Origin of the sequence: Desulfitobacterium sp. LBE, assembly GCF_007830365.1 — a bacterium.
Taxonomy (GTDB): Bacteria; Bacillota; Desulfitobacteriia; order Desulfitobacteriales; family Desulfitobacteriaceae; genus Desulfitobacterium; species Desulfitobacterium hafniense.
In genome coordinates this window covers 2102173-2126722 of the sequence record NZ_VLKD01000001.1, presented here as the reverse complement: position 1 = coordinate 2126722, position 24550 = coordinate 2102173, and the positions used below count along the sequence as shown (strand labels likewise).

The 24550-nt window shown below is 46.9% G+C and carries 25 protein-coding genes; 18 read left to right on the top strand and 7 right to left on the bottom strand.

The genetic code is table 11. The features are described from left to right. The first annotated feature begins 103 nt into the window (after positions 1-103). The 16 genes from DESLBE_RS10100 to DESLBE_RS10025 all read left to right on the top strand — a co-directional run bounded on the left by DESLBE_RS10100 (position 104) and on the right by DESLBE_RS10025 (position 15623). Positions 104-1504: a MurT ligase domain-containing protein gene (locus tag DESLBE_RS10100; protein WP_144676573.1), complete on the top strand. Its 1401-nt coding sequence runs from the start codon at positions 104-106 to the stop codon at positions 1502-1504. A gap of 2 nt (positions 1505-1506) precedes the next feature. Then, complete coding sequence (locus DESLBE_RS10095) at positions 1507-2271, top strand: glutamine amidotransferase (protein ID WP_005817427.1); 765 nt, start codon at positions 1507-1509, stop codon at positions 2269-2271. Between the two features lie 229 nt (positions 2272-2500). Next, positions 2501-2779 (top strand): ribbon-helix-helix protein, CopG family, encoded by a 279-nt coding sequence (locus DESLBE_RS10090; RefSeq protein ID WP_011461523.1) that lies wholly within the window; start codon positions 2501-2503, stop codon positions 2777-2779. Next, on the top strand, positions 2776-3126 hold the full coding sequence (locus DESLBE_RS10085; protein WP_005817423.1) for a type II toxin-antitoxin system PemK/MazF family toxin: 351 nt from the start codon (positions 2776-2778) through the stop codon (positions 3124-3126). The genes DESLBE_RS10090 and DESLBE_RS10085 overlap by 4 nt, the downstream gene beginning before the upstream one ends. A 196-nt stretch (positions 3127-3322) precedes the next feature. Then, positions 3323-4045, top strand: a complete 723-nt coding sequence (locus tag DESLBE_RS10080) for a gamma-glutamyl-gamma-aminobutyrate hydrolase family protein (protein ID WP_144676571.1) — start codon at positions 3323-3325, stop codon at positions 4043-4045. A 294-nt stretch (positions 4046-4339) separates the two neighbouring features. Next, positions 4340-6469 (top strand): molybdopterin-dependent oxidoreductase, encoded by a 2130-nt coding sequence (locus DESLBE_RS10075; protein ID WP_243131282.1) that lies wholly within the window; start codon positions 4340-4342, stop codon positions 6467-6469. Between the two features lie 262 nt (positions 6470-6731). Continuing rightward, entirely contained in the window at positions 6732-7040 is a 309-nt protein-coding gene (locus tag DESLBE_RS10070; RefSeq protein ID WP_041272609.1) for a DUF2325 domain-containing protein, read from the top strand. 57 nt (positions 7041-7097) lie between these two features. Further along, positions 7098-7298 (top strand): YezD family protein, encoded by a 201-nt coding sequence (locus DESLBE_RS10065; protein ID WP_011461520.1) that lies wholly within the window; start codon positions 7098-7100, stop codon positions 7296-7298. A 197-nt stretch (positions 7299-7495) separates the two neighbouring features. Next, positions 7496-8374: a nitrogenase iron protein gene (gene nifH / locus DESLBE_RS10060; protein ID WP_144676567.1), complete on the top strand. Its 879-nt coding sequence runs from the start codon at positions 7496-7498 to the stop codon at positions 8372-8374. A gap of 38 nt (positions 8375-8412) precedes the next feature. Continuing rightward, entirely contained in the window at positions 8413-9747 is a 1335-nt protein-coding gene (locus DESLBE_RS10055; RefSeq protein WP_144676565.1) for a nitrogenase component 1, read from the top strand. A 10-nt stretch (positions 9748-9757) separates the two neighbouring features. Continuing rightward, positions 9758-11275: a nitrogenase component 1 gene (locus tag DESLBE_RS10050; protein ID WP_144676563.1), complete on the top strand. Its 1518-nt coding sequence runs from the start codon at positions 9758-9760 to the stop codon at positions 11273-11275. A 37-nt stretch (positions 11276-11312) separates the two neighbouring features. Continuing rightward, positions 11313-12416, top strand: coding sequence for an ABC transporter substrate-binding protein (locus DESLBE_RS10045; RefSeq protein ID WP_011461517.1), 1104 nt, complete (start codon positions 11313-11315; stop codon positions 12414-12416). 21 nt (positions 12417-12437) lie between these two features. Then, positions 12438-13454 carry an ABC transporter permease subunit gene (locus DESLBE_RS10040; protein ID WP_144676561.1) on the top strand — a complete coding sequence of 339 codons (1017 nt, stop codon included), beginning with the start codon at positions 12438-12440 and terminating at the stop codon, positions 13452-13454. Next, positions 13451-14239, top strand: coding sequence for an ABC transporter ATP-binding protein (locus tag DESLBE_RS10035; protein WP_144676559.1), 789 nt, complete (start codon positions 13451-13453; stop codon positions 14237-14239). The genes DESLBE_RS10040 and DESLBE_RS10035 overlap by 4 nt, the downstream gene beginning before the upstream one ends. Positions 14240-14257: 18 nt before the next feature. After that, positions 14258-14620, top strand: coding sequence for a NifB/NifX family molybdenum-iron cluster-binding protein (locus DESLBE_RS10030; RefSeq protein WP_144676557.1), 363 nt, complete (start codon positions 14258-14260; stop codon positions 14618-14620). Between the two features lie 46 nt (positions 14621-14666). Next, complete coding sequence (locus DESLBE_RS10025) at positions 14667-15623, top strand: radical SAM protein (RefSeq protein WP_144676555.1); 957 nt, start codon at positions 14667-14669, stop codon at positions 15621-15623. A gap of 95 nt (positions 15624-15718) precedes the next feature. On the opposite strand, the gene DESLBE_RS10020 is transcribed toward DESLBE_RS10025, so the two are convergent. Continuing rightward, on the bottom strand, positions 15719-17953 hold the full coding sequence (locus DESLBE_RS10020) for a sigma 54-interacting transcriptional regulator (RefSeq protein WP_144676553.1): 2235 nt from the start codon (positions 17951-17953) through the stop codon (positions 15719-15721). Between the two features lie 328 nt (positions 17954-18281). Between DESLBE_RS10020 and DESLBE_RS10015 the strand changes: the two genes are divergently transcribed. Continuing rightward, complete coding sequence (locus DESLBE_RS10015; protein WP_005817399.1) at positions 18282-18857, top strand: DoxX family protein; 576 nt, start codon at positions 18282-18284, stop codon at positions 18855-18857. Between the two features lie 61 nt (positions 18858-18918). Here the strand turns inward: DESLBE_RS10015 and DESLBE_RS10010 are convergent, their stop codons facing one another. From DESLBE_RS10010 to DESLBE_RS09990, 6 genes are all read right to left on the bottom strand, one after another. Beyond that, positions 18919-19461, bottom strand: coding sequence for a nitroreductase family protein (locus DESLBE_RS10010; RefSeq protein WP_005817398.1), 543 nt, complete (start codon positions 19459-19461; stop codon positions 18919-18921). 325 nt (positions 19462-19786) lie between these two features. Beyond that, on the bottom strand, positions 19787-20104 hold the full coding sequence (locus DESLBE_RS10005) for a zf-TFIIB domain-containing protein (protein ID WP_144676551.1): 318 nt from the start codon (positions 20102-20104) through the stop codon (positions 19787-19789). 131 nt (positions 20105-20235) lie between these two features. After that, positions 20236-20403 (bottom strand): hypothetical protein, encoded by a 168-nt coding sequence (locus DESLBE_RS26550; protein WP_015943386.1) that lies wholly within the window; start codon positions 20401-20403, stop codon positions 20236-20238. Between the two features lie 150 nt (positions 20404-20553). Then, positions 20554-21945, bottom strand: a complete 1392-nt coding sequence (locus DESLBE_RS10000) for an ATP-binding protein (RefSeq protein WP_144676549.1) — start codon at positions 21943-21945, stop codon at positions 20554-20556. A gap of 4 nt (positions 21946-21949) precedes the next feature. Beyond that, entirely contained in the window at positions 21950-22642 is a 693-nt protein-coding gene (locus tag DESLBE_RS09995) for a response regulator transcription factor (protein ID WP_005817393.1), read from the bottom strand. Between the two features lie 179 nt (positions 22643-22821). Next, a complete protein-coding gene (locus DESLBE_RS09990; protein ID WP_144676547.1) occupies positions 22822-23589 on the bottom strand; it encodes a tRNA threonylcarbamoyladenosine dehydratase in 768 nt (255 codons plus the stop codon). 339 nt (positions 23590-23928) lie between these two features. On the opposite strand from DESLBE_RS09990, the gene DESLBE_RS09985 reads away from it, so the two are divergent. After that, on the top strand, positions 23929-24510 hold the full coding sequence (locus DESLBE_RS09985) for a DUF2318 domain-containing protein (protein ID WP_144676545.1): 582 nt from the start codon (positions 23929-23931) through the stop codon (positions 24508-24510). Positions 24511-24550: the final 40 nt, after the last annotated feature.

Below are 24550 nucleotides of genomic sequence, written 5' to 3'. Positions count from 1 at the left end.
TGCTTTATTTTCAAGTAGTTCTGACAGGAACCTGTGTTAATCCTTGATATAGTCCCTTAAGGAATGCTAAAATTGGGACATCGGGTGAAAAGGAGATACAGGCGTGAGACGAACAAGTCGTTTTTGGCTCGCCCTATGGGCGGGCAAGGGCATGGGCAGTATATTAAAGCTGCTGGGCAAAAAGGGAACAACCCTGCCCGGCAAAATAGCTTTGCAGATTGAACCTCAGCTCATGGGCATGCTGAGCAGCGCTTATACGGATGGGATTATTATGGTGACAGGAACCAACGGCAAGACTACCACAGCCAACCTCCTGGCCCAGATACTCAAGGCGGACGGAAAGACCTTTGCCTTTAATCAGGCGGGGGCTAACTTAGTCACAGGGATTACCGGGGCGTTGCTGGCCAATACCGGTTGGGGGGGACGATCCAAAGTAAAGATGGCCCTCTTGGAGGTGGATGAGGCTACGGTACCGAAATTCTGTCAGCAGGTCGCTCCTCATGTCGCCATCGTAACGAACTTTTTCAGAGATCAGTTGGATCGCTATGGAGAACTGGATACCACCATTAAACTTGTCCGGGACGCCATTCCCCCTCAAACGCATTTGATTCTTAATGCTGACGATCCCTTGGTGGCTCAATTCGGTCGGGAGCGAATCCATACTTTATATTATGGGGTGGAGCAGACTCCGGACAGTAAAATCTACAGCACAGAGACTCGGGAAGCCAGGTTCTGCCCTCATTGCGGAGCAGAATTGGTCTATACTCTTTATCATTATGGACAATTAGGAATCTATGCCTGCCCCTGCGGTTATAAGCGTCCGGAGCCCCCTGTACTGGCTCAGAATGTCAAAGCGGGGGAAGATGGAATCCAATTCAGGGTGGAGCCGACTTCCTATTCCATAACCCTGCAAGGATATTATAATCTTTACAATGCTTTAGCGGCCATGACGGCAGCCAAGCGTATAGGAATAAAAGATCGGGAAATTCAGAGGGGCTTAAGTGAATTCATACCACAGGCCGGCCGCATGGAGCAATTCATCCTGCCCCAAGGAGCAGTTACTTTGACCCTGGTTAAGAATCCCACCGGCTTTAATCAAGTGCTTCAGACCGTATTAAGCCGTAAAGAGCATCCTATTCGTCTGCTCATCGGCATCAATGATTTAGCGGCCGATGGCCGGGATATTTCCTGGCTGTGGGATGTAGACTTTGAGTGTTTAGGCCGAGAAGAGGAACGAATTCAAAGAATTGTCTGTTCCGGGCTGCGGGCGGAGGATATGGCGGTCCGCCTCAAATATGCAGGAGTACCGGCAGACAAGTTGCACCTTGAACGGGAAATGAGCAATGCTCTGGAGAAACTATCTGAGGGCTTGGCAGGTCAGGCAACAATTTTTATCCTTCCTACCTACACCTTGCTTTTTCCCACACGGGAACTTCTGGCGAACAGGCAGATTAAGAGCTGCGAGCTGAATTCCAGGCAACACATCCAAAGAGGGGAGGGGTAAATTTGAAAATCAAACTCGGCCATCTCTACCCGGATTTGTTGGATCTCTATGGGGATCGAGGAAATATTCTGGTCTTGGCAGCACGAACCCGTTGGCGTGGGTTAGATTTTGAGGTGCAAAATGTTTCTTTAGGGGAGCAGATTGATTTTCATGCTTTGGATATCTTGTTTCTCGGGGGAGGATCGGATCGGGAACAAAACATACTCGTGGCTGACCTGATGGGACGGGTTGAGGAATTAAAGGCAGCCATTGAAGATGGACTGGTGGTATTATCCATCTGCGGTGGTTATCAGCTTCTGGGTCAATACTATCAGACCGCTGAGGGGCAGAGGATTCCCGGTTTGGGGATTCTGGATCTCTGGACCGTGGCCGGTGCCAACCGCTTGATCGGCAATGTGGTGGTGAATTTAGAGCTTGAAGAGCTGGCAGAGGTGAATTCCGGTTCCCTGTCTACTTTGGTGGGATTCGAAAATCATTCGGGGAGAACTTATCTTGGCCCTGGACTAGAACCCCTGGGCAAGGTCATCCATGGTCATGGGAATAATGGCGAGGATCAAGGAGAGGGCATGCGCTATAAAAATGTCTTTGGAACCTATCTGCATGGCCCCCTGCTGCCTAAGAATCCTCATTTTGCTGATGTGTTGCTGAAATTAGCCATGGAAAGAAGAGGAGAAGCCGGGAACTTAACTCTTTTAGATGATCAATTGGAAAGACTTGCCCATGAAAGCGTAGTGGAACGAATTCTTGCCAAGCAGAAGAAAATTTAGCAGAATGCAGATTGAGAGTATATCATTGAGGCTATACTCATATAATAGATATAATCCCGAAAAATAAGCTAATTAATGGCGAAAACCAAGGAATGCCAAAATTTACATGGCGAATAAGGCTGATTTGAAGGTTTTTTAGCTTATCTCAACGTCATACTTCGTTGACACTTTTTAGGGTTATTGTCTATAATGAAGTATAGCTGTGGCTAAATGACTTGGGGGTGCTGGTGTGGCAGAGAGTAAGCGGATAATGATTAGTTTGCCGGAGAATTTGCTCGCGGAAGTGGATGATGTCGTTACGCTTGAGAATAGAAATCGTAGCGAATTTATACGTGAAGCAATCAACAGTGTTCTTCATGAACGCCGGAAACGGGGAATCCGCGAACAGATGCGTAAAGGTTATGAGGAAATGGCTCAATTGAACTTAGCCATTGCCAGAGAGCTGTTCCTTGCTGAGGAAGAGGTCCAGGTGGTTTATGAAGATTCTAATGTGGAGTGTCAGAGATGATTATAAAACGCGGGGAAATCTACTATGCTGAACTCAACCCCGTCGTCGGATCCGAGCAAGGCGGTACCCGCCCTGTGTTGGTGATCCAAAATGATATCGGAAATCAGTTTAGTCCGACGACTATTATAGCTGCGATTACATCTCAGATTGCTAAAGCAAAGCTGCCGACTCATGTGGAGGTGCGGGCCAAGCGCAGTGGTTTGGAACGGGATTCGGTCATTTTGACGGAACAGATCCGAACGATTGACAAAAGCCGCCTCAAGGAGAAGGTCGCCGTTCTTGATGAAGAAGTGATGCTGAGGGTGGATCAAGCGATTGAAATCAGTTTAGGACTGACTGATATTTAATGAGTATAATACATGGAATGAAGATAAATTAAGATAAACACAGCGGCAGCGTTGGTCGGAACGACTAATGCTGTTTTTATTCTTCATCACTTAATGCAGAGTATTGAATAGTATGTTTAGGGAAGAGGCTCTGAGCGGCCCAATAATCATACGCTATAAAGACGGTGTAGAGAAATGTATGGAGAGGAGATACATAATGAAGCGCAAACCTGTCATTGGCATAACTGCTGCTCATTGTAATGAGGAGCTAAAATCCTATCCGCGGGCCCGCTATGTGGAAGCGGTTAGGGAAGCGGGAGGGCAGCCCATACTATTACCCCCAGTCGCTGCCGCTGAAGATGCCGAGGAAGTCATTGCCCTTATGGATGGACTTATCCTTACGGGTGGAGGGGATATCTCCCCTATTTTGCTGGGGGAAGATCCGCTGCGGGGAATCGGAGATTGTCTGCCGGATCGGGATTTCAGTGAGATTCTCCTGACCCAAAAGGCTCTGGAAGTGAACCTTCCTCTCTTAGGGATATGCAAAGGGATTCAAGTGCTGGCTGTAGCCGCAGGCGGAAAGATTTTTCAGGATATTATCAGCCAATGCCCAGAATCTATGGAGCATAAGATGAAAGCCCCCCGGGACTTCCCCTGGCATGAAATAACTCTCAAGGAATCCCGATTAAGGACCTTCCTTGGTGAAGAGCGAATCGCAGTTAACAGTGTTCATCACCAGGCAGTTTCCGAGGCTCCCCAAGGATTTGTGATCAGCGCTGTCGCTCCCGATGGCATCATCGAAGGGATTGAGAAAGTTGACGCCCATTTCTGCATAGGAGTGCAATGGCATCCTGAAGTGATGATGAAGGATAAGAGCAGTCAAAAGATATTTCAGGAGTTAGTGGCGGCAGGGGCAGGATATTATAGAAGAAGGCATTGACATTTTAATAGTGTTAGATTAAAATTGCTTTATAAATAAAAGTAATCAACTAGGTTTAGTCGGGTATATAATTGAATATCTCCTTAACTCAATGGCTGATTAGTCAACTAAAGGCCCTATGACATTAGTGAAATACTGATGTTATGGGGCCTTTATTATATAACCATGAAAACCATGAATGGAGGACTCAAGCGGATAATTGATACAGTCATTGTTAAGGCAGGAATTAGGGTCATTAAGGCAGGCGGAATCACTTTATGTTTGACAAAATAAGAAGGGGTAGGTGGGATGAAAATGAGTACCAAGGTAACCCAGAAAACAATTTGCGGGATTTGCCCGGGAGGGTGCGCTGTAGAAGTTGGAGTTAAGAACGGTGAATTAGTGGAGATCTCTCCTTTAAAGGGGGTTCCTTTTGGAGCCTTATGCATTCGGGGAAAACATGCACCTGAAGTGGTTCACTCACCTGATCGTTTGAAAAAACCGCTGATTCGTACAGGAAAACGGGGAGACGGTCAATTTAGGGAAACCACCTGGGATGAAGCTTTGAATTATGTGGCTGAGAGGCTCCTGGCAATTAAGGAGAAATATGGCCCTCAAGCGGTAGCCAGTCATAGCGGAAGGGGAACCTTTGAACAGTCTTTTGCGGAGTTCACCGGTGGTGGGGAAACCATGACTTCCAGATTTCTTTGGCCTTTTGGCTCTCCTAATGTGGCTAGTGTAAGCTCCTTATGTTTCACCTCTTTCGGTGTATTGGCACCTAAGGCGAATTTCGGGCTGCTGGGACCCGCTTTAGAACCGGATATTGAGAACAGCAAGCTGATTGTTGTCTGGGGAGCAAATCCTGCTACGGATTCCCCGCCCTTTATGTTTGACCGGATTCTAAAAGCGAAGCAGAAAGGAATAGGGATTATTGCCATTGACCATATGCGCAGCGATATTGCCAAAAGAGCGGATCAGTGGATCGCTGTTCGCCCGGGGACGGATGGCGCGTTAGCTTTAGGTCTTCTCAATTTGGTGATTGAAGAAGAATTATATGACAAAGAATTTGTGGAGAGCTGGACTATAGGCTTTGCCGAGCTAAGGGAATATGTGAAAGAATTTTCCCCTGTTGAAGTGGAGAAAATTACTGGGGTTCCGGCTGAGCAAGTCATTCAATTGGCCCGTCTGATTGCAACAACGAAGCACACGACTTTAAGGACGTATACCGGATTGGAGTATTCCAATGGGGGAGTACAATCCATTCGAGCTGTCTATCTTCTTTGGGCCATTACCGGAAATATCGATGTGCCCGGTGGGTTAGTCATCAATCAGGCCTTGCGACCAGGGAACCAAAGATTATTTGCCTATAAACCTGAAGGCATAGCTCCGATTGGTGCGGCAGAATACCCACTGTTCTACGAACTCACGGAAAGTGCTCAATTTATGGAATTCCCCAAAGCAGTCTTAGAAGGTAAACCCTACCCAATCAAAGGGCTGATCAATATAGGTGCATCTATTTTGACCTCCTATCCCCAAACCCACATATGGGAAGAGACCTTTGCAAGCTTGGATTTCTTGGTGGTAATAGATCGTTTTCTCACCCGGGATGCTCAATTCGCAGACGTAGTGCTGCCGGCTACAACCTATTTTGAAAACACATCTTATCAGCGTTATCCAGGTTATCTGCGTTTAAGACGACCAGTGATTGAACCAGTGGGTGAAGCAAAAAGCGACTTGGCAATCTTGGCGGCTTTGGCTGAACGGTTAGGATATGGCGAGCTGTTTCCTCAAGGTGATGATGAGTTTTTAAAGCAGGCTTTTGCTGAAAATCCTGAAGTATTGGAGAGATTGCAGGAAGCAGAAGATGGAATTCTTTTACCCCGGCCGGAACCGCAGTATCAAAAATACGCGAAAGGGTTGCTGCGGGCTGATGGTCAAGCAGGATTTAATACCCCCTCCGGCAAAGTAGAAATCAATGCCGGCATACTGCTCCAATATGGATACGACGGCTTGCCGGTATACTCAGAACCCGCAGAAGGGAAGTTCGGCAACCCGGATTTGTATAAGAAATATCCTTTGATTTTGAATACCGGAGCGAGAATTCAATCTACTTTCCGTTCCCAGCATTTGAATATCCCTGGTTTGCTCAAACTTCAAGAAAAACCTCAGGTCATTATTAATCCGGAAGATGCTTTCCTTCGTGGTGTCCGGAATGGCGATAAGGTTGTCATTCTTACGGAACGAGGAAGTGTGGAGTTTTATGCTGCCGTAACGGAAGACATTCCCCAGGGAGTGGTAGAACTTAATGTGGGCGGGGGAGGGCCGATCCAGGCGGAACCCTGGCGCCATGCCAATGCCAATAATTTGACTGATTTCTATAATCGCGATCCAATCTCCGGGTTCCCGGTGTTGAAAGCACTTTTATGCCAGATTGAAAGAACATAAGAGAATCCGGGAATGTAAGGGAAGAAAATTTGATGAAATTCCTATTGACAAAAGATCTGTTGTAGAATAGAATACCCCTTAAGATATATTTATAAATCCTATAGGAATAATAGTAAAATAAAAACATATAATTTTTTGCATAGACAAATTAAAGAATGGTATGAAGTTTGCAGCTCTCTTTTTTTAATGCAAAACATAGTAAATTGATTGGATAAGTAAGTGTTGAAAAGTGTTATCATCTAGTGGAAGGAGAGGGATTAAAATGAGGATTGCTATCGTAGGTGGGCAAAATCATAATCAAGAAACATATGGTAAGCTTCTGGGAAAAACAGGCCGGGTCGAAATTCACTTTTATGATGGCATTCCGAAGAAACATAATAAAAGGAATTTAGAGAAATTAATTAAAGACGTGGATTTGGTAATCGTAATTCTGGGAGCTTGTTCACATGCCAGTATGTGGGATACCAAAAAGGCAGCAAAAAAATGCCATAAAGAAGTGCTTTTTTCCAGGGGAATTGGAATTTCCTCTATAGTTAAGCAAATTGCGGGAAAACTTGCGTATACAGCATAGATAGTTTCAGGCGGCGTATTCAGGAATGCCTTGATCAAGTACCCTTGTCAGGAGGTGTTGAGGATTAAAGAGAGCGAAAAAGTCCAACCCGCCGTCAGCCAGGTTAATCCTTCATGGGTAGTAACACTATTAGAAATTATTGACTCAATGAAACATGGTTCTGTCACGATAATTGTTCAAGATGGTATTGTCATCCAGATTGATAAAAATGAGAAATTCAGGTTAAAAAACCAAGTTAACAGAAAAGGAACAGCCTAGTTAAAGGATCATAATCTATAGGGATTAAGCATCAAAACCTGACAACTTGATAATAATTGACCAGTAAACTGGAGATTAAGCAGGACCTTATCTTAAGGTATATACTTGATCTCTTTTTCTTTTGTGTAAAGATTTTAGCTTAGTGATCACATCAGAAGTGTATGGAGTAGACAGAACTAATTTTTGCGGAGGGTGTTATGGAAAAGAAAATCACACAGATTGCAATTTATGGCAAGGGAGGGATTGGCAAATCCACCACCACATCAAATCTAAGTGCAGCTTTGTCAAAGCTCGGGTATAAGGTGATGCAGTTTGGCTGCGATCCTAAGAGCGATTCCACCAATACGCTGCGGGGAGGAAGGTACATCCCTACGGTGCTGGATACCTTGAGGGAAAAAAGTGTGGTGAAAGCATCCGAAGTAATCTTTGAGGGCTTCAATGGAATCTATTGCGTGGAGGCAGGAGGCCCGGCCCCGGGTGTGGGCTGCGCGGGACGGGGGATTATCACAGCGGTGGAATTGTTTAAGCAGCAAAAAGTCTTTGCAAGCCTGGATTTGGATTTTGTCATTTATGACGTATTAGGGGACGTGGTTTGCGGAGGGTTTGCGATTCCGATTCGGGAAGGGATCGCCGAACATGTGTTTACGGTTTCCTCATCAGATTTTATGAGCATTTATGCCTCCAATAATCTCTTTAAAGGGATCAAGAAATATTCCAATTCAGGTGGAGCGTTGTTGGGGGGCGTCATTGCCAATTCCATCAACCAGGGCTATGCCAAAGCCATTGTCGATGATTTTGTTGAACGGACTCAGACCCAGGTGGTGGAATATATTCCCCGCTCCATTACAGTAACCCAAAGTGAGTTGCAGGGAAAGACCACCATTGAAGCTGCTCCTGAATCCGAACAAGCAAAAGTATATACCCGCCTGGCCGAAAAAATTGTGGAGCATAAAAGCTCTAAGGTTCCCGCTCCCTTGGAAATAAAAGAACTGCAAGAGTGGGCGACAAGCTGGTCAGATCAATTGTTGGCCTTGGAAAGGGGAGTGGTCGTCGGGGGAAATGCTGCGGGGATTTAGCCGCTTTTATCTGATTAAGACTTTAGGGGAGGAAAACCATGGCAATCTTTATCGAAAGACCGCGAACATCCTGCGCATTGGGAGGGGCTCTGGCCACCATGAGTGCTCTGCCCAGGGTGGTGCCCATAATTCACAGCACCCTCGGCTGCGGAGGCAATCTCAGCGGTGCCGCGGCTTTTGGAGCCGGATACTGCGGTTCCAGCTATGCCAGTGGTCAAAGTGCGCCTACCAGTGCCGTGACCGAGACGGAAATTGTCTTTGGCGGCAGTGACCGTCTGCATGAGGAAATTCAATCCACGCTGGACCTTATTGATGCCGACTTATTCGTCGTAGCTACCGGCTGCATGACCGAGATGATCGGGGATGACGTGCAGGGTGTTGTCAGTGAATTTGCCGGCGGGAGAAAGCCTGTCATCGCCATCAGCACTCCCAGTTTTAAGGGAGATGCCTATGCGGGCTATTCCATCACCCTGGAAGGTATTTTTAATAAGTATCTGCCCAGGTCTAACCCTAAAAAACCTAAACTGGTCAATCTTTTTGGTTTGGTGCCCTCTTACGACCCGTTTTTTCGGGGAGATCTAAGTGAAATAAAACGGCTATTAGAAAAGCTGGGCCTGGAGGTGAATACCTTCTTTACCCCTGAACAGACCTTTGCCAACCTTACTAGTGCTCCGTCAGCCACCTTAAATATTCTGTTTTCCCATGTGTGGGGGGTGGAGTTTGTGGAGAACTTTGAGCAAAGACATGGTACACCCTACTGGATCACCGATCTGCCCATCGGTCCTGAAGCCACTGATCACTTTCTGAAGGAGGTTGCAGAAAAGCTGGAGATAGAACCGCAAAAGGTTGAAGAGGTTATTGCCCAGGAAAACAAAGAGTATTATGGCTATTTCGAACGGGCTGTGGATATTTTTACCGATGCTGACTACAAATTTTATGCAGCCATAATCACCAACTCCAACTATGCCATCCCCTATGCAGAGTTTTTAGAAAGGGAGTTAGGGTGGGTACCCAAAGATATTTTCATAACCGATCTTCTTCATGACGGACAAAAAGAACTACTCAGGGAGGCGTTTCAGGCGAAGAATTTACTGGGTGAGTTGATATTTGAAAGGGACACCAGCCGCATCGGTGTGACTCTCAGGCAAAGGCATCCTCAGGACCAGGGACAGCGTTACTTTGATGCCTATACTCCTCTTTACCTCTTAGGCAGTTCACTGGAGAAGGAGCTGGCAGTCGGCCGGGGTCTCCATTACTTAAGCGTCAGCTTCCCCGTATACAACCGCATTATTGTGGACCGAGGGTATTCAGGATACCGGGGCGGGCTGCACTTATTTGAAGATCTGATCGATGTCCTTGTCGCCCCGAAGTAGGAGGTCAAACATGAGCTATTATGAACAAAATATTCCCCCCACCCGGGAACAGCGTCTAACCATCGGAGACAGCTTCAGCGGCTGCGGGAAAGAGCTGTTGGACTGCGCCCAATCGGGATGCATGCTGCAAAAAAACAGGAAGTTTTGGCAAGCCGGTGCCTGCCAGATGCAGTTGTCCCTGATGATGGCTGCAACGGTGGAGAATTCAGTCATCATTATGCACGGTCCGGTGGGGTGCGGAAGTACACTGCATAGTCTTGGGCCCGCAGCCAATAAAGGCAAAGCGAAACGGGGAAAGAAGCCGCAGGCCCTGGTCTGGCTGACAACCAATTTGCAGGAGTCAGACGTCATCGGCGGCGGGGAAAAGAAGCTTAGAGAAACTGTCGAATATGCGGACAAAACTTTCCGTCCTGAGATCATTTTTGTAGTATCCACCTGTACCCCAAGCATTATCGGTGATGATGTGGAAGAAGTAGTTCGTCAAACCCAGAAAGGAGTTGCTGCCCATCTGGTCTCCATTCATTGCCCGGGCTTTCGAACCCGGGTGGTGGCAACGGCTTATGACTCCTTTTATCACGGACTGCTTAAGCATCTTCCTTTAGAACCGCTTCCCGGGCAAGATTTCATTTCCCTTAAGGAAAATGAGCCCGGATATGAGCTGGCCATCCAAAACTTTGCTTACCAGAAAAACCGCACGGTCAATTTGTTTAACGCCACCTCCATCGGCCCTGCCGATGAGGAAGAACTGGTGCGTCTTTTAAAGGCTTTGAACCTTAATGTACAGGTTTACACAGAATACAGTTCTTTGGCTGAGTACCGTAAAATGTCTCAGGCTGCGTTGAATATCAGCATGTGCAATGTTCATGACGATTATCTGCTTGCATATTTGAAGGAAAAGTATGGCATATCCTATGTAATCCAAGGAATGCCGATCGGTACGAAAGCGGTGCGAAAATGGCTCCTTGCGGTGGCTGAGCATTTCGGCTTGAAAGAGAAGGCTAATCGGCTGGCAGACCAAGAGGAAAAGCAGGTGAACGAAGCTCTTCAGCCCTTCCTGCCGGCCCTCAAGGGCCAGCGTGTATTGATCAGCGGCGGGGTCGTCCGCGTAGCCGAAGAAGCAAAAGTTCTCAAGGACCTGGGCCTGGAAGTCATCGGTGTGAGAGCCTATCACTATGATAACGGTGCAGAATCTGTTTATGGCTCTTTGGCTGATGAGTTGCCCGAAGTTCACGTATCGGTAAGCAACCAGCTGTTTGAATTGGCCAATCAAATCGCCCGGTATCAACCGGATTTGGTGATTGCCCACAACGGCACCCAGGGTTGGGTAGCGAAGATGGGGGTGCCGGCCATTCAGTTATTCGATGTGGATCGGGCCTACTTTGGATACAGAGGGCTGTTCTCCCTGGTCAAACGGATCGCTTTTGCCTTTGAGAATACTTCCTTGCCCAGGCGTTTGGCCCAACATGTGAACCTTCCTTATAAAAAGGAATGGTACGAAAAGGATCCTTTCAGTTACCTCAAAGGATGAGCCAGGAAAAATAGATGGTGAGAAGGAGAAGATGAGTATGAGAAAACCGCAAAGAGGCTTGGTATTCCGATTAACCGCAGTGCTTCTTACAGGAGCGCTGCTGGCAGGGAGTCTTACAGGCTGCGCTTCGAACCAAGGGGCTCCGGCCCAAAGCAGCCAAGTCGGGACAGAACAGCCGCAGCCCGGGGAATCCGCCAATCTGACCCCGGAGCAATATGAGGCAGCCTATCAAGCGGAGCCGGCCGCCAAACGGGTGATTCATATTGGGTACAATGGCGGGCTGTGCCAGGCGCCCATCGCCATTGCTCAAGAAAAAGGCTTTTTCGAGGCGGAAGGGCTTAATACGGAGCTGACCCGTGCCGAAGATACCCGTGACGCTATTGTGGGCGGGAAAATCGATACCTCGGCAGGCATGGTTGCCGGCTGGCTTAAACCCATCACCAGCGGAGTGGATCTGGTATTTACGGTCGGCCTGCACACCGGCTGCGCCTCGGCCATTGCCCTGGCTGATTCGCCCATCAATTCCTTTGCGGATGCCAAAGGAAAGGTTGTGGCCATTAATGGCGGGATCGGCGGTATCTATCATAACATTGCCTATCGTTTGATTGCCCATGATGGGTACGTTCCGGGAGATTTTACTTGGAAGGACTTCCCTGCCGAACAGGCTCTTCAGGTATTGCAGAAAGGGGAAGCTTCTATAGCCGTTCTTGCGGATCAACTAGCTGAGAAATGGGTCCAGGAAGGACTGGTGAAAAGAATTCGTTCCACTACTCTGGATGAAGATTTTAAGAATGAAACCTGCTGCGTACTGGGTATCTCAGGAGATTTTATCCGTGAGAATCCTGTAACTGCCGAAAAAATTACCAGAGCAATTTACAAGGCCAGTCTGTGGGTAGAGGAAAATAAAGAAGAAACAGCTCAGATTCTCCTGGATAATAAGCATATCAGTGGCAGTGTTGATTATGCCGTGGATTTGCTTAAGCTCTATAATTATAACGTCACCAACGATGGCACGGAAAAATCAATCTATGATTCTATCGACGAATATAAGGCCTTGGGTGTCATCGATCAGAATCTTGATGCTGAAACCTTTAAGAAACAAGTCTGGCATCGGTTTGAGCTGGAAGATCTGAAGAATTAATGAGCGAAAGGGGAAATTATCATGAGCACCACACCGCCGTTGACCAGCGACCAGCTGGCGGAATTGGAAAAACGCCCCAAGACTGAATGGCAGCGAACTTTAGATTATATGATCAGTGGTGCACCTGTAGCCGTGGCCGTAACCCTCTTTCTGCAATATTATTTCCTGCCCAACTATAAATTCAATACCACAACAGCGGTTTATCCGCTGTTTGTGGGATTCTTTGTGCTCCTGCTGCTGGGACGGTTCATTGGGTCTTTCTTCTCCAAAAAAGTTCATGAAAGCTTAAGGGCTCAAGCTCCTTTTTATAGCGCAGTTTTTATTGTGCTGATTATATTTGATTACCTGACTCTTAAAACCGGAAAACTGCCCCTTCCTTACTTTCCCTGGCCGGACAAGATTCTCAATGCCATCATTGAGGACCGGGTGCTGCTGTTGGATTGCATCAGAAATTCGCTCATTCTGCTGTTTACGGGATACTTTTTTGGAGGCATTGTTGGCCTCATCACCGGCGTGACTGCCGGATGGTCGAAAAAAGTTCATTACTGGGTTATGCCGCTCATTAAGATCTTAGGCCCGATTCCTTCCACCACCTGGCTGCCTATTGTTCTGATCATAGCGTCTTCATTGTTTAAAGGAAGTGTGTTTCTCATTGCTTTAGGAGTCTGGTATCCGGTGACCATAGCCACTCTGACAGGAGTTGCGAATGTGCGCAAATCCTATTTTGAAGTCGCCAGAACCCTGGGTGCACGGCAGAGACGGCTTATTTTTAAAGTTGCCTTTCCTGCCGCTATGCCGAATATCTTTCAAGGGTTAACCCAGGGCATGAGTGTAGCCTGCACTACCCTTATGGTGGCGGAGATGATGGGAGTGGAGTCAGGGTTGGGGTGGTATATCAACTGGCAAAAGGGCTGGGCGGAGTTTGGCAAGATGTATGCAGCGGTTATTGTCATTTGCCTGACCTTCACTGTGGTGAACATCGTGCTGACCCAAGTGAAAAAACGAGTATTGCGCTGGCAGGAAGGGACGATCCAATGAACGGAGGAAAAGGGTATATCCAAATCAAGAATGTTACTAAAATTTTTGCCCGCAATGATCTGGCTACGACCCTGACTGCCTTAAGTGATGTGAGTATAGATATTCAGCCGGGAGAATTTGTGTCCATCGTGGGGGCCAGCGGCTGCGGTAAATCCACCCTTTTGCGAATTATCGCCGGGTTGGAGACACCCACTCATGGAGGAGCTTTTTGCGATGGGAAAAGGATAGAGGAACCCAGTGCCAGGCGAGGGTTGGTTTTTCAGGATCCAACGCTTTTTCCCTGGCTCAATGTCTGGGATAACGTTGCTTTCGGGCTGAAAGCAGAGGGGAAATATCAGGAGAAAAAAGAAAGCATTTCAAAATTGCTCCAACTCATTGGGCTGGAGGAGTTTCATAAGTCTTACCCTCATCAGCTTTCCGGAGGCATGAGCCAGCGGGTTTCTCTGATTAGGGCACTGGCCAATGAACCGGATGTTCTGCTTCTGGATGAACCTTTGGGTGCTCTGGATGCTTTTACCCGCATGAATATCCAGGATGAGCTGATCAATCTCTGGAAGCAGCGCGGTACCACCATGATCCTTATTACCCACGATGTGGACGAAGCTATCTATCTTTCCAATCGAATTATTGTGATGTCGCCCCGGCCGGGGCGCATCATGAAAGAGTTAAAATTGGATATGTACCATCCCCGCAATCGGGGAGCTTCTGAATTTGTCGATTATCGCAATCAAATCCTCAAGCTTCTGCATTTTGCCGATGAAGAGGTAACGGAATACTATCTCTGAAGGAAAGGGGAGGTGCTTATGTTGGCAGCCTTTGCCTCTAAGGATGGGAAATTCGTAAGTCAGCATTTTGGGCATAGTCCCTGCTTTTATATCGTGGAAATCAATGAGGAGTCCTATGCCTGGACCTTCGCGGAACGTCGTGAAAACAGTCCTCCCTGCCGTTTCGGTGAGCATGATGATCAGACTTTTGCAGATAGTATCTCCTTACTATCTGACTGCCAGGTTCTCTTTGCGGTCAAAGTAGGATCTTACGCTAAGGCAGTGCTGCAGAGACACAATGTTCAGGTCTTGGAGATGACCGGCTTTATTGAAGATATCTTAACAGGATATATCTCCTATCTGAAAAAGCAGAAGGAGAGGAGGGTCCATCATAAGCATTAATGATGAAAGCGGCATCCGGCTCCAGAGGAGGGGTGCCAAGGCTGAAATGGCCGTGGAAATTGAGGCTCAAGGTGTAAGACCCTTGCGAAGGCAGATCATCAATCAAATAGAGCAGCTGATAGAAACTCAGATGGAGTATCAATTGCGAACTCCTAATATTTCTGATCATCCCTGCTTCAACGGAGCAGTCCATGGGAAAAAGGGCAGACTTCATCTGCCGATCAGCCCCGCCTGCAATATCCAGTGCCGGTTTTGCCGGCGGGCCTGCAATAGTAAGGAATTGCGCCCCGGAGTTGCCAAAGGCATCCTTCCCATAGAAGAAGCAGTTGATATAGTGGGCAAAGCCTTGGAACTGTGTCCGGAAATCACGGTAGTGGGGATTGCCGGACCCGGGGACGCTCTGGCCTCTTTTCATGCAGTCGAAGCTTTCCGGCAGGTTCACAAAGCGTACCCCCACTTAATTAAATGCCTGAGTACCAATGGATTAGCTCTCCCCGGCAAAGCGGATCTTTTGTATGATTTGGGACTCCGCACTGTAACGGTGACGGTCAATGCCGTAGATCCTTGGAGCGCATCCAAGGTGGTCTCTCATATCCTTTGGGAGGGGAAGGTTTACAGGGGTGAAGAAGCAGGGCGGATATTGCTTGCTCATCAGTTGCGCGGGATTCAGCAAGCAAGTCAAAGAGGGATAATGGTCAAGGTCAATACAGTACTCATTCCCACAATCAATGATCACGGCATCGGAGATATTGCCCGTACGGTAAAGAAGGCAGGGGCAACAGTGCATAATATCATCCCTCTTATACCTCAGCATGAGCTGAAGGATATTCCGGCCCCCACCTGCGAACAAATCAATAAAGCCCGTAGTGACGGAGAAATTTATCTGAAGCAATTCCGTCACTGCCAACATTGCCGGGCTGATGCCTGCGGCATTATTGGCCAGGAAGATCTATCCGCTGAACTTTATGGCGGACGGAGAATGGAGACTTTTTCCCACGGGTGAGTGGGTTCCTTTGGCAGGGGTGAATCAGGGGGACAGGTACCATTATTCAGATGAATAATGGTACCTGTCCCCCTGATTCTGTCCCCCTGATTCATTTATTGAAGTCCTAGACGTTTTAGCTTTTTCCAAAGACCGGTCCGGGTAATCCCCAGATATTGTGCCAGAGCGGTTTTGTTTCCTCCAAACTCTGCAAGTAAGCCTGAGATTTCTTCTTTCTCGGAATGTCCCTTGTCCGTCTCAGCCACCCGCAGGTCAGGAGGCAGATCCTGAGTATGAATGGTGGAACCTTCCGCAAAAACGTAAAGCCGGTTGATAATATTTTGGAGTTGGCGGATATTGCCCGGCCAAGTGTATTTGAGAAAGAGGTCTTGAGCGCCAGGGGAAAGGGTTTTTTCCGGAGTATCATGACTTTGAGCAAGGAACTGAAGCATATGCTCGGCTAATTCCAGAATATCCTGCCCCCGCTCTCGTAAGGGAGGGATTTTGATCTCAATAGAATTAAGTCGATATAATAAATCTTCCCGGAATTCTCCCTGCTCAACCATCGAACTAAGGTCGCGATGGGTTGCGGAGAGAATGCGGACCTTAATCGGAATGGGCTTGATAGCGCCTAAAGGTTCTATTTCTTGTTCCTGGATAACTCTTAAGAGTTTTGCTTGCAGTTCCGGAGAAAGCTCACCAATCTCATCCAGAAACAAAGTTCCTCGATTGGCCAGCAGGATTTTTCCGGGCTTGCCGCCTTTCACTCCGCCGCTAAAAGCACCCTCCTGATAACCGAAAAGCTCGGATTCTAAAAGATTAGCCGGTATAGCTGCCGAATTAACCACAATAAACGGACCCTGAGCAACTTGACTTGATTGATGAATCGCTTTCGCCAGCAGCTCTTTCCCGGTTCCTGTTTCACCGGTAATCAATATGGGGAAGTCATATTGAGCAGCTCGGGCAGCATTCTGGAGCGTGTCCTGCATGATTCTGGAGCTGCCGATAATTCGTGAAAATCCGGAAGTCTCTTGATCTTGTAGACGATCTTTTCTTGTTGGCTTAGGGAGCTGCCGAGAAGAGTTTGGTTCAGGGACAGCACCGGGAGCGTTTGGGAGGCGGGCTACTACAGAGCTAAGTTGCTCTGTAGCTACTTTGAATAATCCGGACATATAGGGGGAAGAAGCTTTTTCGTCCATTGCGGCGGCCACCAGCGCGGCGACAATAGTTTCCCGATGTTCGATGGGAGCGTAAAGAGTAGAGGTAAATCCCTGGTTCAAAAGTTCGTCCGTATTTTGGATTGAGGTATGGACTAAGCTATAGCAGACAATACTCTTTGCTTGAAGCATTGCGGCGATTTCCTTGTCCAAAGGTTTCCACTCATTTTTCTGGGGAAATTTTCTGCCTGCGCTAACGAGGAGTTTTTGCTGTTGGTGAGTCTGATCAAGGAGACAAAGATAAATGCTTTCCAGCTGAGTGGCGATTTGCAATTGAATGCAATAGTCATTGAGAAAATCAAGGATGTGATCATCTTTAAGGTTTTCCGCCATGCTGTGCAGAAAGGCTGATGTAGCCATAGCCTGATAAGAGCGTTCCTGGATTATTCCGGAATGATAAAAGGCCTGACTGAAGTGCCGGGAAATCTGGCTAATTAAATAGGCATCTTCTATCTCAAATTGCAAGGCTTTGGTGCCGCCCAATAAGATGGCGCCGATTACCTCGTGACCAAAGAGGATAGGAACTCTCAGGGCGGAACGAAATCCTGTCCGATAGAGCATGGGATCCTCGCTGAAGGAGAAACCTTCCGGCTGAAGAGAGGAGCTCAGTTGGGGAGCTTCCGTTTCTAAAATCCAGCCTAAACCGGTCTTGCGAATCTGAGAATAAGGTGCGTAGATACTGCCCTCTATTTCCAAACCAATGGAGTAAGCATAGCTGTATTTGCGAAGCTGGGGATTCACCCGTACCAAATCAAAACGTTCAAAAGAGGTTGCCTCGCTGATCATAGTTACAATTCGCAGCACGATCTCTTCCGGATCTGTGGTCAGATCTTCAAGCGCTCGTTCAAACTGGGGAGGAAGTGCAGATGTAAAATTCGGTTCCAACCCAAGCAGAAGCAGGCGGTTGGAGTCGCCGCTTACCATAAAGAGTTCGACATTTAAAGCAATCTGATGATTGGCCACAGACCATGTGGTAATATCATTTTTCGGTTTTAAGGTGAGAAGGGTCTCTAAAGATTCCTGATCCAGGGCATGAGTCAGTTGTTTGGCATAATAATTCATCCGCTGTATTTTGTTGGCGGAGTCTATACGGATTATCCCAAAAGGAAAGGATTCAAATAGTTCATCACGCATAATCGTTCTCCCTAATCTGTTTAAGGCAATCCTCATGGCAGTCTTATGGGCAATTTTGCTTTTGCCCTCAGGGTTAACAACTGTCTCTTCAGCACAGATAGATATAAGAGCAAAGTGAATAGGGTCTGAGTTAACACTGTTAACTTGACAGTGTTAACAGTTAACCGTTAATTCTGAATATCATAGTGAAAATAAGCCTTTTTAGTATTGGCATGATATTTGCAATGTAATCTTGATGTAGATATAAGTGTTACTGAGGCGGGGAGAGGAGGCCTAACCTCAGATCAAAAAGCACTGATATTATTATAATTTTGCAGGAGGGTTTTAAATGAAAAATCCAATCAAATCCGTTATTGCCCTATTGATTCGTCTCTACTTTGGTTACTACTTCCTTAATGCCGGCATTGGTAAGTTCCAAACCGGTTTTAACGGAGACTCAGTCGGTGGTTTCTTAAAAGGCGGCTTGGCTCAGACGGCGGAAGCTATGGCAGCTGCGGGTAAAACCGGGAAAGCCAATGTAACCGACACTTGGGGCTGGCTGATCAGCCATGTGTTCTTACCTAATGCAGATATCATGGCCGTTATGGTTAAAACCGGTGAAGTAATGATCGGTCTGGGTCTTATTCTTGGCTGTTTTACCACATTAGCAGCATTTTTCGCTCTAACCATGAATTTTTCCTTTTTACTTTCGGGTACAGTATCTTCTAACCCCCAAATGGTTATTGGGTTTTTATTTGTTTTATACTTTGCAGCTGCTTCGGGGGCAATTGGTGTAGATCGTTTCTTTATGCATAAACTGGTGGATAAATTCCCCATCTTAAACAAAGGGTTCTTGAGACATCTTTTCCCGGTTGATGCCGGGCATAGAGGGGCAATAAAGAACACAATAAGTCAAGCGGGCTAATCATCTGAATCTATAAATATGAGCGTCTGCCCCAACCAAGTCACGGGGGCAGGCGCTTTTTTTATCGGCAATAATTCACATTTTCTGTGATGGAACGGTGGGGAGACAAGGAATCTTCGGCAGAATGGCCTACCACGACTCCGCAGATAGGAGTTAAGCCAAAGGGGATACCGATTTTTTCCATAAGTTTTGAATTTCCTCTGATACCCTGTAAGGCAGAATGAATATAACAAGAACCCAGTCCCAGTGCCGTTGCCGCTATGGTAATACATGTTGCGGCACAGGAGGTGGTGGCTTCTTTCAGAGGGTTGGCAAAGGGGGCAGAAAAGAGAAAGAAGACAGGAGCGCCGTATAGGGGCTGATACCCTTCCAGTGCCGCCCGCCCCATCAGAAGTTTGTCGCCGGAGTTCTGGTATTGTACTAAGGCTTCTTCGTTAATTTCTCCTAATATTCCAGGATTCTCAATGACTGAAGTATGGAAGATCCCCACTTTAGGCGCACTATTGCCGGCTCTCACAAGTTGGGTTATAATTTCTGCTTCTACAGGTTTGGGCAGATAGCTCCGCACACTTTTTCTTAACTCTATGGCCTTGATAGTATCCATGATCCAGTCTCTCCTCCAACAAGCAAAGTTTTCTTTGTTTTCAAAGCTTGGAAAATGTTTAGTTAATTTTACTCTAATCCAAACATTTAGTAAATGAAGTTGTATAGAAAGATTTGGCACAATTGAGTCACTAAAGGCTATGAAGAGTCTATAAACGCCAAGATTCCGGATTGAGGTCTGCAGAGCTAAGGCAGGTGATTGTATAGCTCATAATATGAGAAAAATGGCAGCTACCCTGGTGTAAGGGTGGTCGTGCCATCTTTAATAGATTAGTGTCTCTAAGTTTATGGGCCGTGAGAAAATTAAGATTTCACACGTCCTCTGTTTAGTCAAATAACTCTTCAAGGAAAGATTTACGCCGTTTCTTTTTGTAATAGTAATCCTGATTAGAATAATTGGGGTTGTGCTGAGGCTGCCCATAAGGCTGCTCATAAGTTTGTCCGCTGTATTGCTGTCTGGGATTAGGAGCATTACTTGAGGCAGGGGCAGGGTTTACGGAACTGGCAAAAGAATTGCTTCTTTCAATGATTTTATCCAGCTCACCTCGGTCTAGCCAGACACCCCGGCATTTAGGGCAGTAATCAATCTCTATACCTTGTCTTTCGGACATGGTCAGTTCTGCATCACAGACTGGACATTTCAAAAGGCAACACTCCTTTCTAATATAAAAATTATAGCATGGTTATTTTAATTTTCAAAACTACCATGGCTACAATTTTTACATAATCAGACTTCAGCGACTGAGTGGGTCAGAAAGTGGCCGCAGACTTAGAATTAGTAGCTGTTATTGATAGGACCGCAGGGTGACGCTCCGCATTGTGGCCCGTAGCAGCCTTGATTCTGAGCAGGTTGCGCGGAACCACCGGTTTCTGCAAAGACGGCAGTAGTTCCGACAATCAGCAGGGCTGCGGTAATGACTCCTAAAGCGAGTTTTTTTATCATTTCAATTCCTCCCTACAATAGTTGATTTTAAATGGGCAATACCATAACAACATCATCATAGCGGATAATCATGAATATCGTGTGAATTTTGTTGTGAAGATCATGTGAATTAAACCCTTCGGACTCCTTACGGCAGAGAAACTTTCTGTTTTAGACGGAGGTGGATTTTTCTCCAATGGTTAGGGGAAGTAGGAGCATAAATCGGCTGCCTTTATCTGGGCAGCTTTCGACCGTAAGTGTCCCTTGATGAAGAAGAGCGATCTGTTGAGCTAAGGCGAGGCCGATGCCTGTACCGCCAGTTTCCCGAGAGCGGGATTTTTCTGAGCGATAGAACCGTTCGAAAATAAAGGGAAGATCTTCTTCAGGAATACCGATTCCAGAGTCGGAAATGGTGATCAGGACCTCCTGATGGCGAAGCTCCATTTGAACCTCAATTTTGCCCGGACTTTCCGTAAATTTGTAAGCATTGTGAAGAAGGTTGTAGAAGAGGCGGGTTAGCAGGTATTCATCCCCTTCGATAAGAATTGATTCAGGCTTGTGCCATGTTAAAGAAATTCCTTTTTCCTGGATAAGCGGGGAGAGCATATTCACTGTTTTATCGATAAGGGCGGAAAGATTGACCTGAGTCAAATAAGGGCGTAAGGCTCCCATCTCCGCGACATTGAGATCTTTAAGATCGCTGGATAACCTTGTCAACCGCTCAATTTCTTCATTGATAATGGCAAGGTTCTCCTTGTCGGCTGGCAGAACTCCGTCTTGGAAGGCTTCGATATAACTGCGGATAGAGGTTAAGGGAGTGCGCAATTCGTGAGCAATATCTGCAGTGAACTGCTTGCGGAGCCGTTCCTGCTTTTTCAGGTTTTCGGCCATCCCATTGAAGGCAGTAGCCAATTGACCGACTTCATCTTTAGTGGTAACTGGGACTTGTTCGTCCAGAGATCCTTCCCCCACCCTCTGCACGGCCTTCGTCAACCCCTGCAAAGGGGAAGTCAGGCGCCGACTGATCCAATAACTCAGGATTATGCCAATGATCAAGGCCAAAGCTCCGGCCAGAAACAAGGATTGGTAGATAGCGGAAATAAAGGATTGATCAGCAGGGTTCAAAACCCTGGCCCTGGCCGGATAGCGAACTTCCGCAACAGCAAAGACTCCATTGGGACCGGAGATCATAAGGGTCTTGTTTTTCCATTCCTCGATGGTGTAGTTTAAACCCATGTCCATCCATAGACCGGGATCATTTTTCAGCATGGATTCCATGGGGTTGATGAGGGTCAAGATGGTCTTCCCGGAGGGTTCTTTGATTACGATATGGGTTCCAAAGGGAAGGGAGTGGGCGATGTTATACAGGGAATCGGAATTCCAGCACCCATGGCTGAAGAAACTGCTGCTTAAACGCTCGGGCAATTGTTCCAGAGTTACTTCCGTGGAGCGGGCGAGATAATCACTGAAATGTTTTTGGAAGACAAAGTTAACGGACAGAATGCTGAGCAATAAGGTCAGGAGAATAATGGCCAGGAAGGAGAGAAATAAGCGTTTACGCATGAGTTTACTCCTCCTTATGGGCATTGAATTTATAGCCGACTCCATAGACCGTCAGTATAATTTTAGGATCGCTGGGTACTCGCTCAAGTTTCTGGCGTAATTTTTTGATATGGGCATCGATTACCCGTTCATCCCCGCCGAAATCATGGCCTTGGACGATTTGTACCAACTGCCCCCGGGAATACACTCGCCCCGGATACTTGGCTAAAGCACCAAGAATTTTGAACTCAGTGGGGGTAAGGGAGATAACCTCTTCCTGTAAACGGACTTCGTGCTGTGCGTTATCAATGGTCAAACCGTTATCGTAAGTGATGCTGTCGGCAAGGAGAGAGGTCTCAATATGGGTTCGCCTAAGCACGGCTTTGATCCGGGCCACCACTTCCCGGGGACTGAAAGGTTTGCCGATATAGTCATCGGCACCCAAGTTAAGGCCTTGCAGCCGATCCTCCAGCTCGACCTTGGCTGTGAGCATAATAACGGGAGTGGCCGAGATTTTACGAATCTCTCTACAGATCTCCTCACCGGATAAACCTGGCAGCATAAGATCGAGAAGGACGAGATCGTAGGAGTTCTCTTTAAATAAGGTCAAGGCTACGAGGCCATTGACCGCTGTGGTCACATGAAACCCTTCTTGCTGTAAATACGCTTTCAGGACATTGCTGATATTTTTTTCATCATCAACTAAGAGAATTCGCATGAAGATTCACCTCTTTTTCAACATAGTTTAATTTTAGTGGACCAAATTGCTGTTGGAAAGTAATCAATCTGGATTATTCATGGAATTCATAAGAAAGTCATAAGTTTTTCATAGGGAAATCACAGCCATCAGTAAAAATAAAGAAGACCCAAGCCGTTTGCTTTCGGTCTTCTTAGTTTTCAGGCCTCACGGGGACAATCGGCAATTAGGTCATTCACGACCTGCCCGGCCATGAGAAGTCCTGATACAGGAGGAACAAAGGAAATGCTGCCGGGAATCTGCCGTTTAAGGGCACAATGGGCATCGCCCCCCGGGCAAATGCAGTTGGAGCGGCAGTCGGCTTCCGTATCCAGAGGAGTAAGGGGGAGATCGGGAGAATAGACGACTTTGATTCCCTTGGTAATCCCTTCTTTGCGCAGTAATTTCCGCACGGCCTTGGCCAAAGGATCACCGCTGGTTTTGGATAAATCTGTAATGCGGTAATTTTCGGCAGAAAGGCGATTGCCGGCTCCCATGCTGGCAATCAAGGGAATATTGCGCTGGCTGCATTCCTTAGCCAGGGCAACTTTACCGGAGACGGTATCGATGGCGTCCACCACATAATCCGGCTTTTGGCCCAGGAAGCTTTCCGCATTCTCAGCGGAGAAGAATTCTTTAACGGCATCCACCTTCGCTTTGGGGTTAATATCCAAGATGCGGTTTTTCATGACATCAACCTTTGCTTTACCGATGGTGGAATGGAGAGCATGAAGCTGACGGTTGATATTGGTCAGGCAAATCTCGTCGTAGTCCACGAGGATTAAATGCCCCACGCCGGCCCGTGCTAAGGCTTCTGCGGTATAAGAGCCTACGCCGCCTATGCCGAAGATGATGATTGTGCTTTGGCTGAGCTTCGCCAAGGCGGATTTGCCGATAAGAAGCTCAGTTCTTGAGAATTTATGCTGCATGAGTATCCTCCTCATTTGTCGGAAGTTTAGTAGAAGTTTATTGATTGATTGGATTGATCTGATGATTTCAGTTAATCAGTATAGCATAGTGTTTTAGGCAAAGAAAGTGAGTGTGAAAGGCGGTGCCCTGAACGAAGAACAAGAAAATATTAGAAAGATGATAGGCTTACTTGAAAAACTCTCGTATTTTGATTATATTTAGGAAAGGCCAGTTTGTAAAGATTACGTTTAAGCTATTATTTTCTGAGAGGTTTCGTGAGGTACAGACCGTGGACGATCGCTCACTTGTATTGTATATGGTATGACTGTCCAAACAAAAATTATGGAGGTATGGATCTGATGAGCAATAACCAAAACAGTAAAAAAGAAAAATTCACCCAACCTGAGAAAAAAAGTAAGGCGCCTCTGATTGGCGGAGTGATCGTACTAGGAATCGCCATTATTGCTGGAAGCTTTTTCCTGGGGAACAAAGGCTCCGACGGGGATCAATACGCTGTCGCAACTCTTGGTCAAACCTTCGATTACAGCGGGTCTCCTCTTCCCCAGGTGGAAACGCCACCTGTTCAGGCCGCAAACGGCAAAGTGGTGGTCACCACGTTATCCGAACTTAAGGAAAAGAAATTTATCTATACTCAATATCAGGTCAATCACAAGACCATTCCGCTTACCGCTATCGCTCTGCCCGATGGCAAAGCCATTGTGGCTGTGAGTATTTGTGAGCCCTGCAACAGTGACTCTTTCCGGATTGAAGGGACAAAGCTGGTCTGCAATGCCTGCAACACTACCTGGGCCTTGGACTCTTTCAAAGGCTTAAGCGGAGGATGCCAGGCTTATCCGCCGGATCGCCTTATCTATACTCAAAATGGGGATAACCTGGAGGTAGATCAAGGGATACTGGATGCCTGGAAGCCCAGAGTTTAGTCAATAGCTTGCCCATGGAATCCAGCAGTATTCAGGTAAA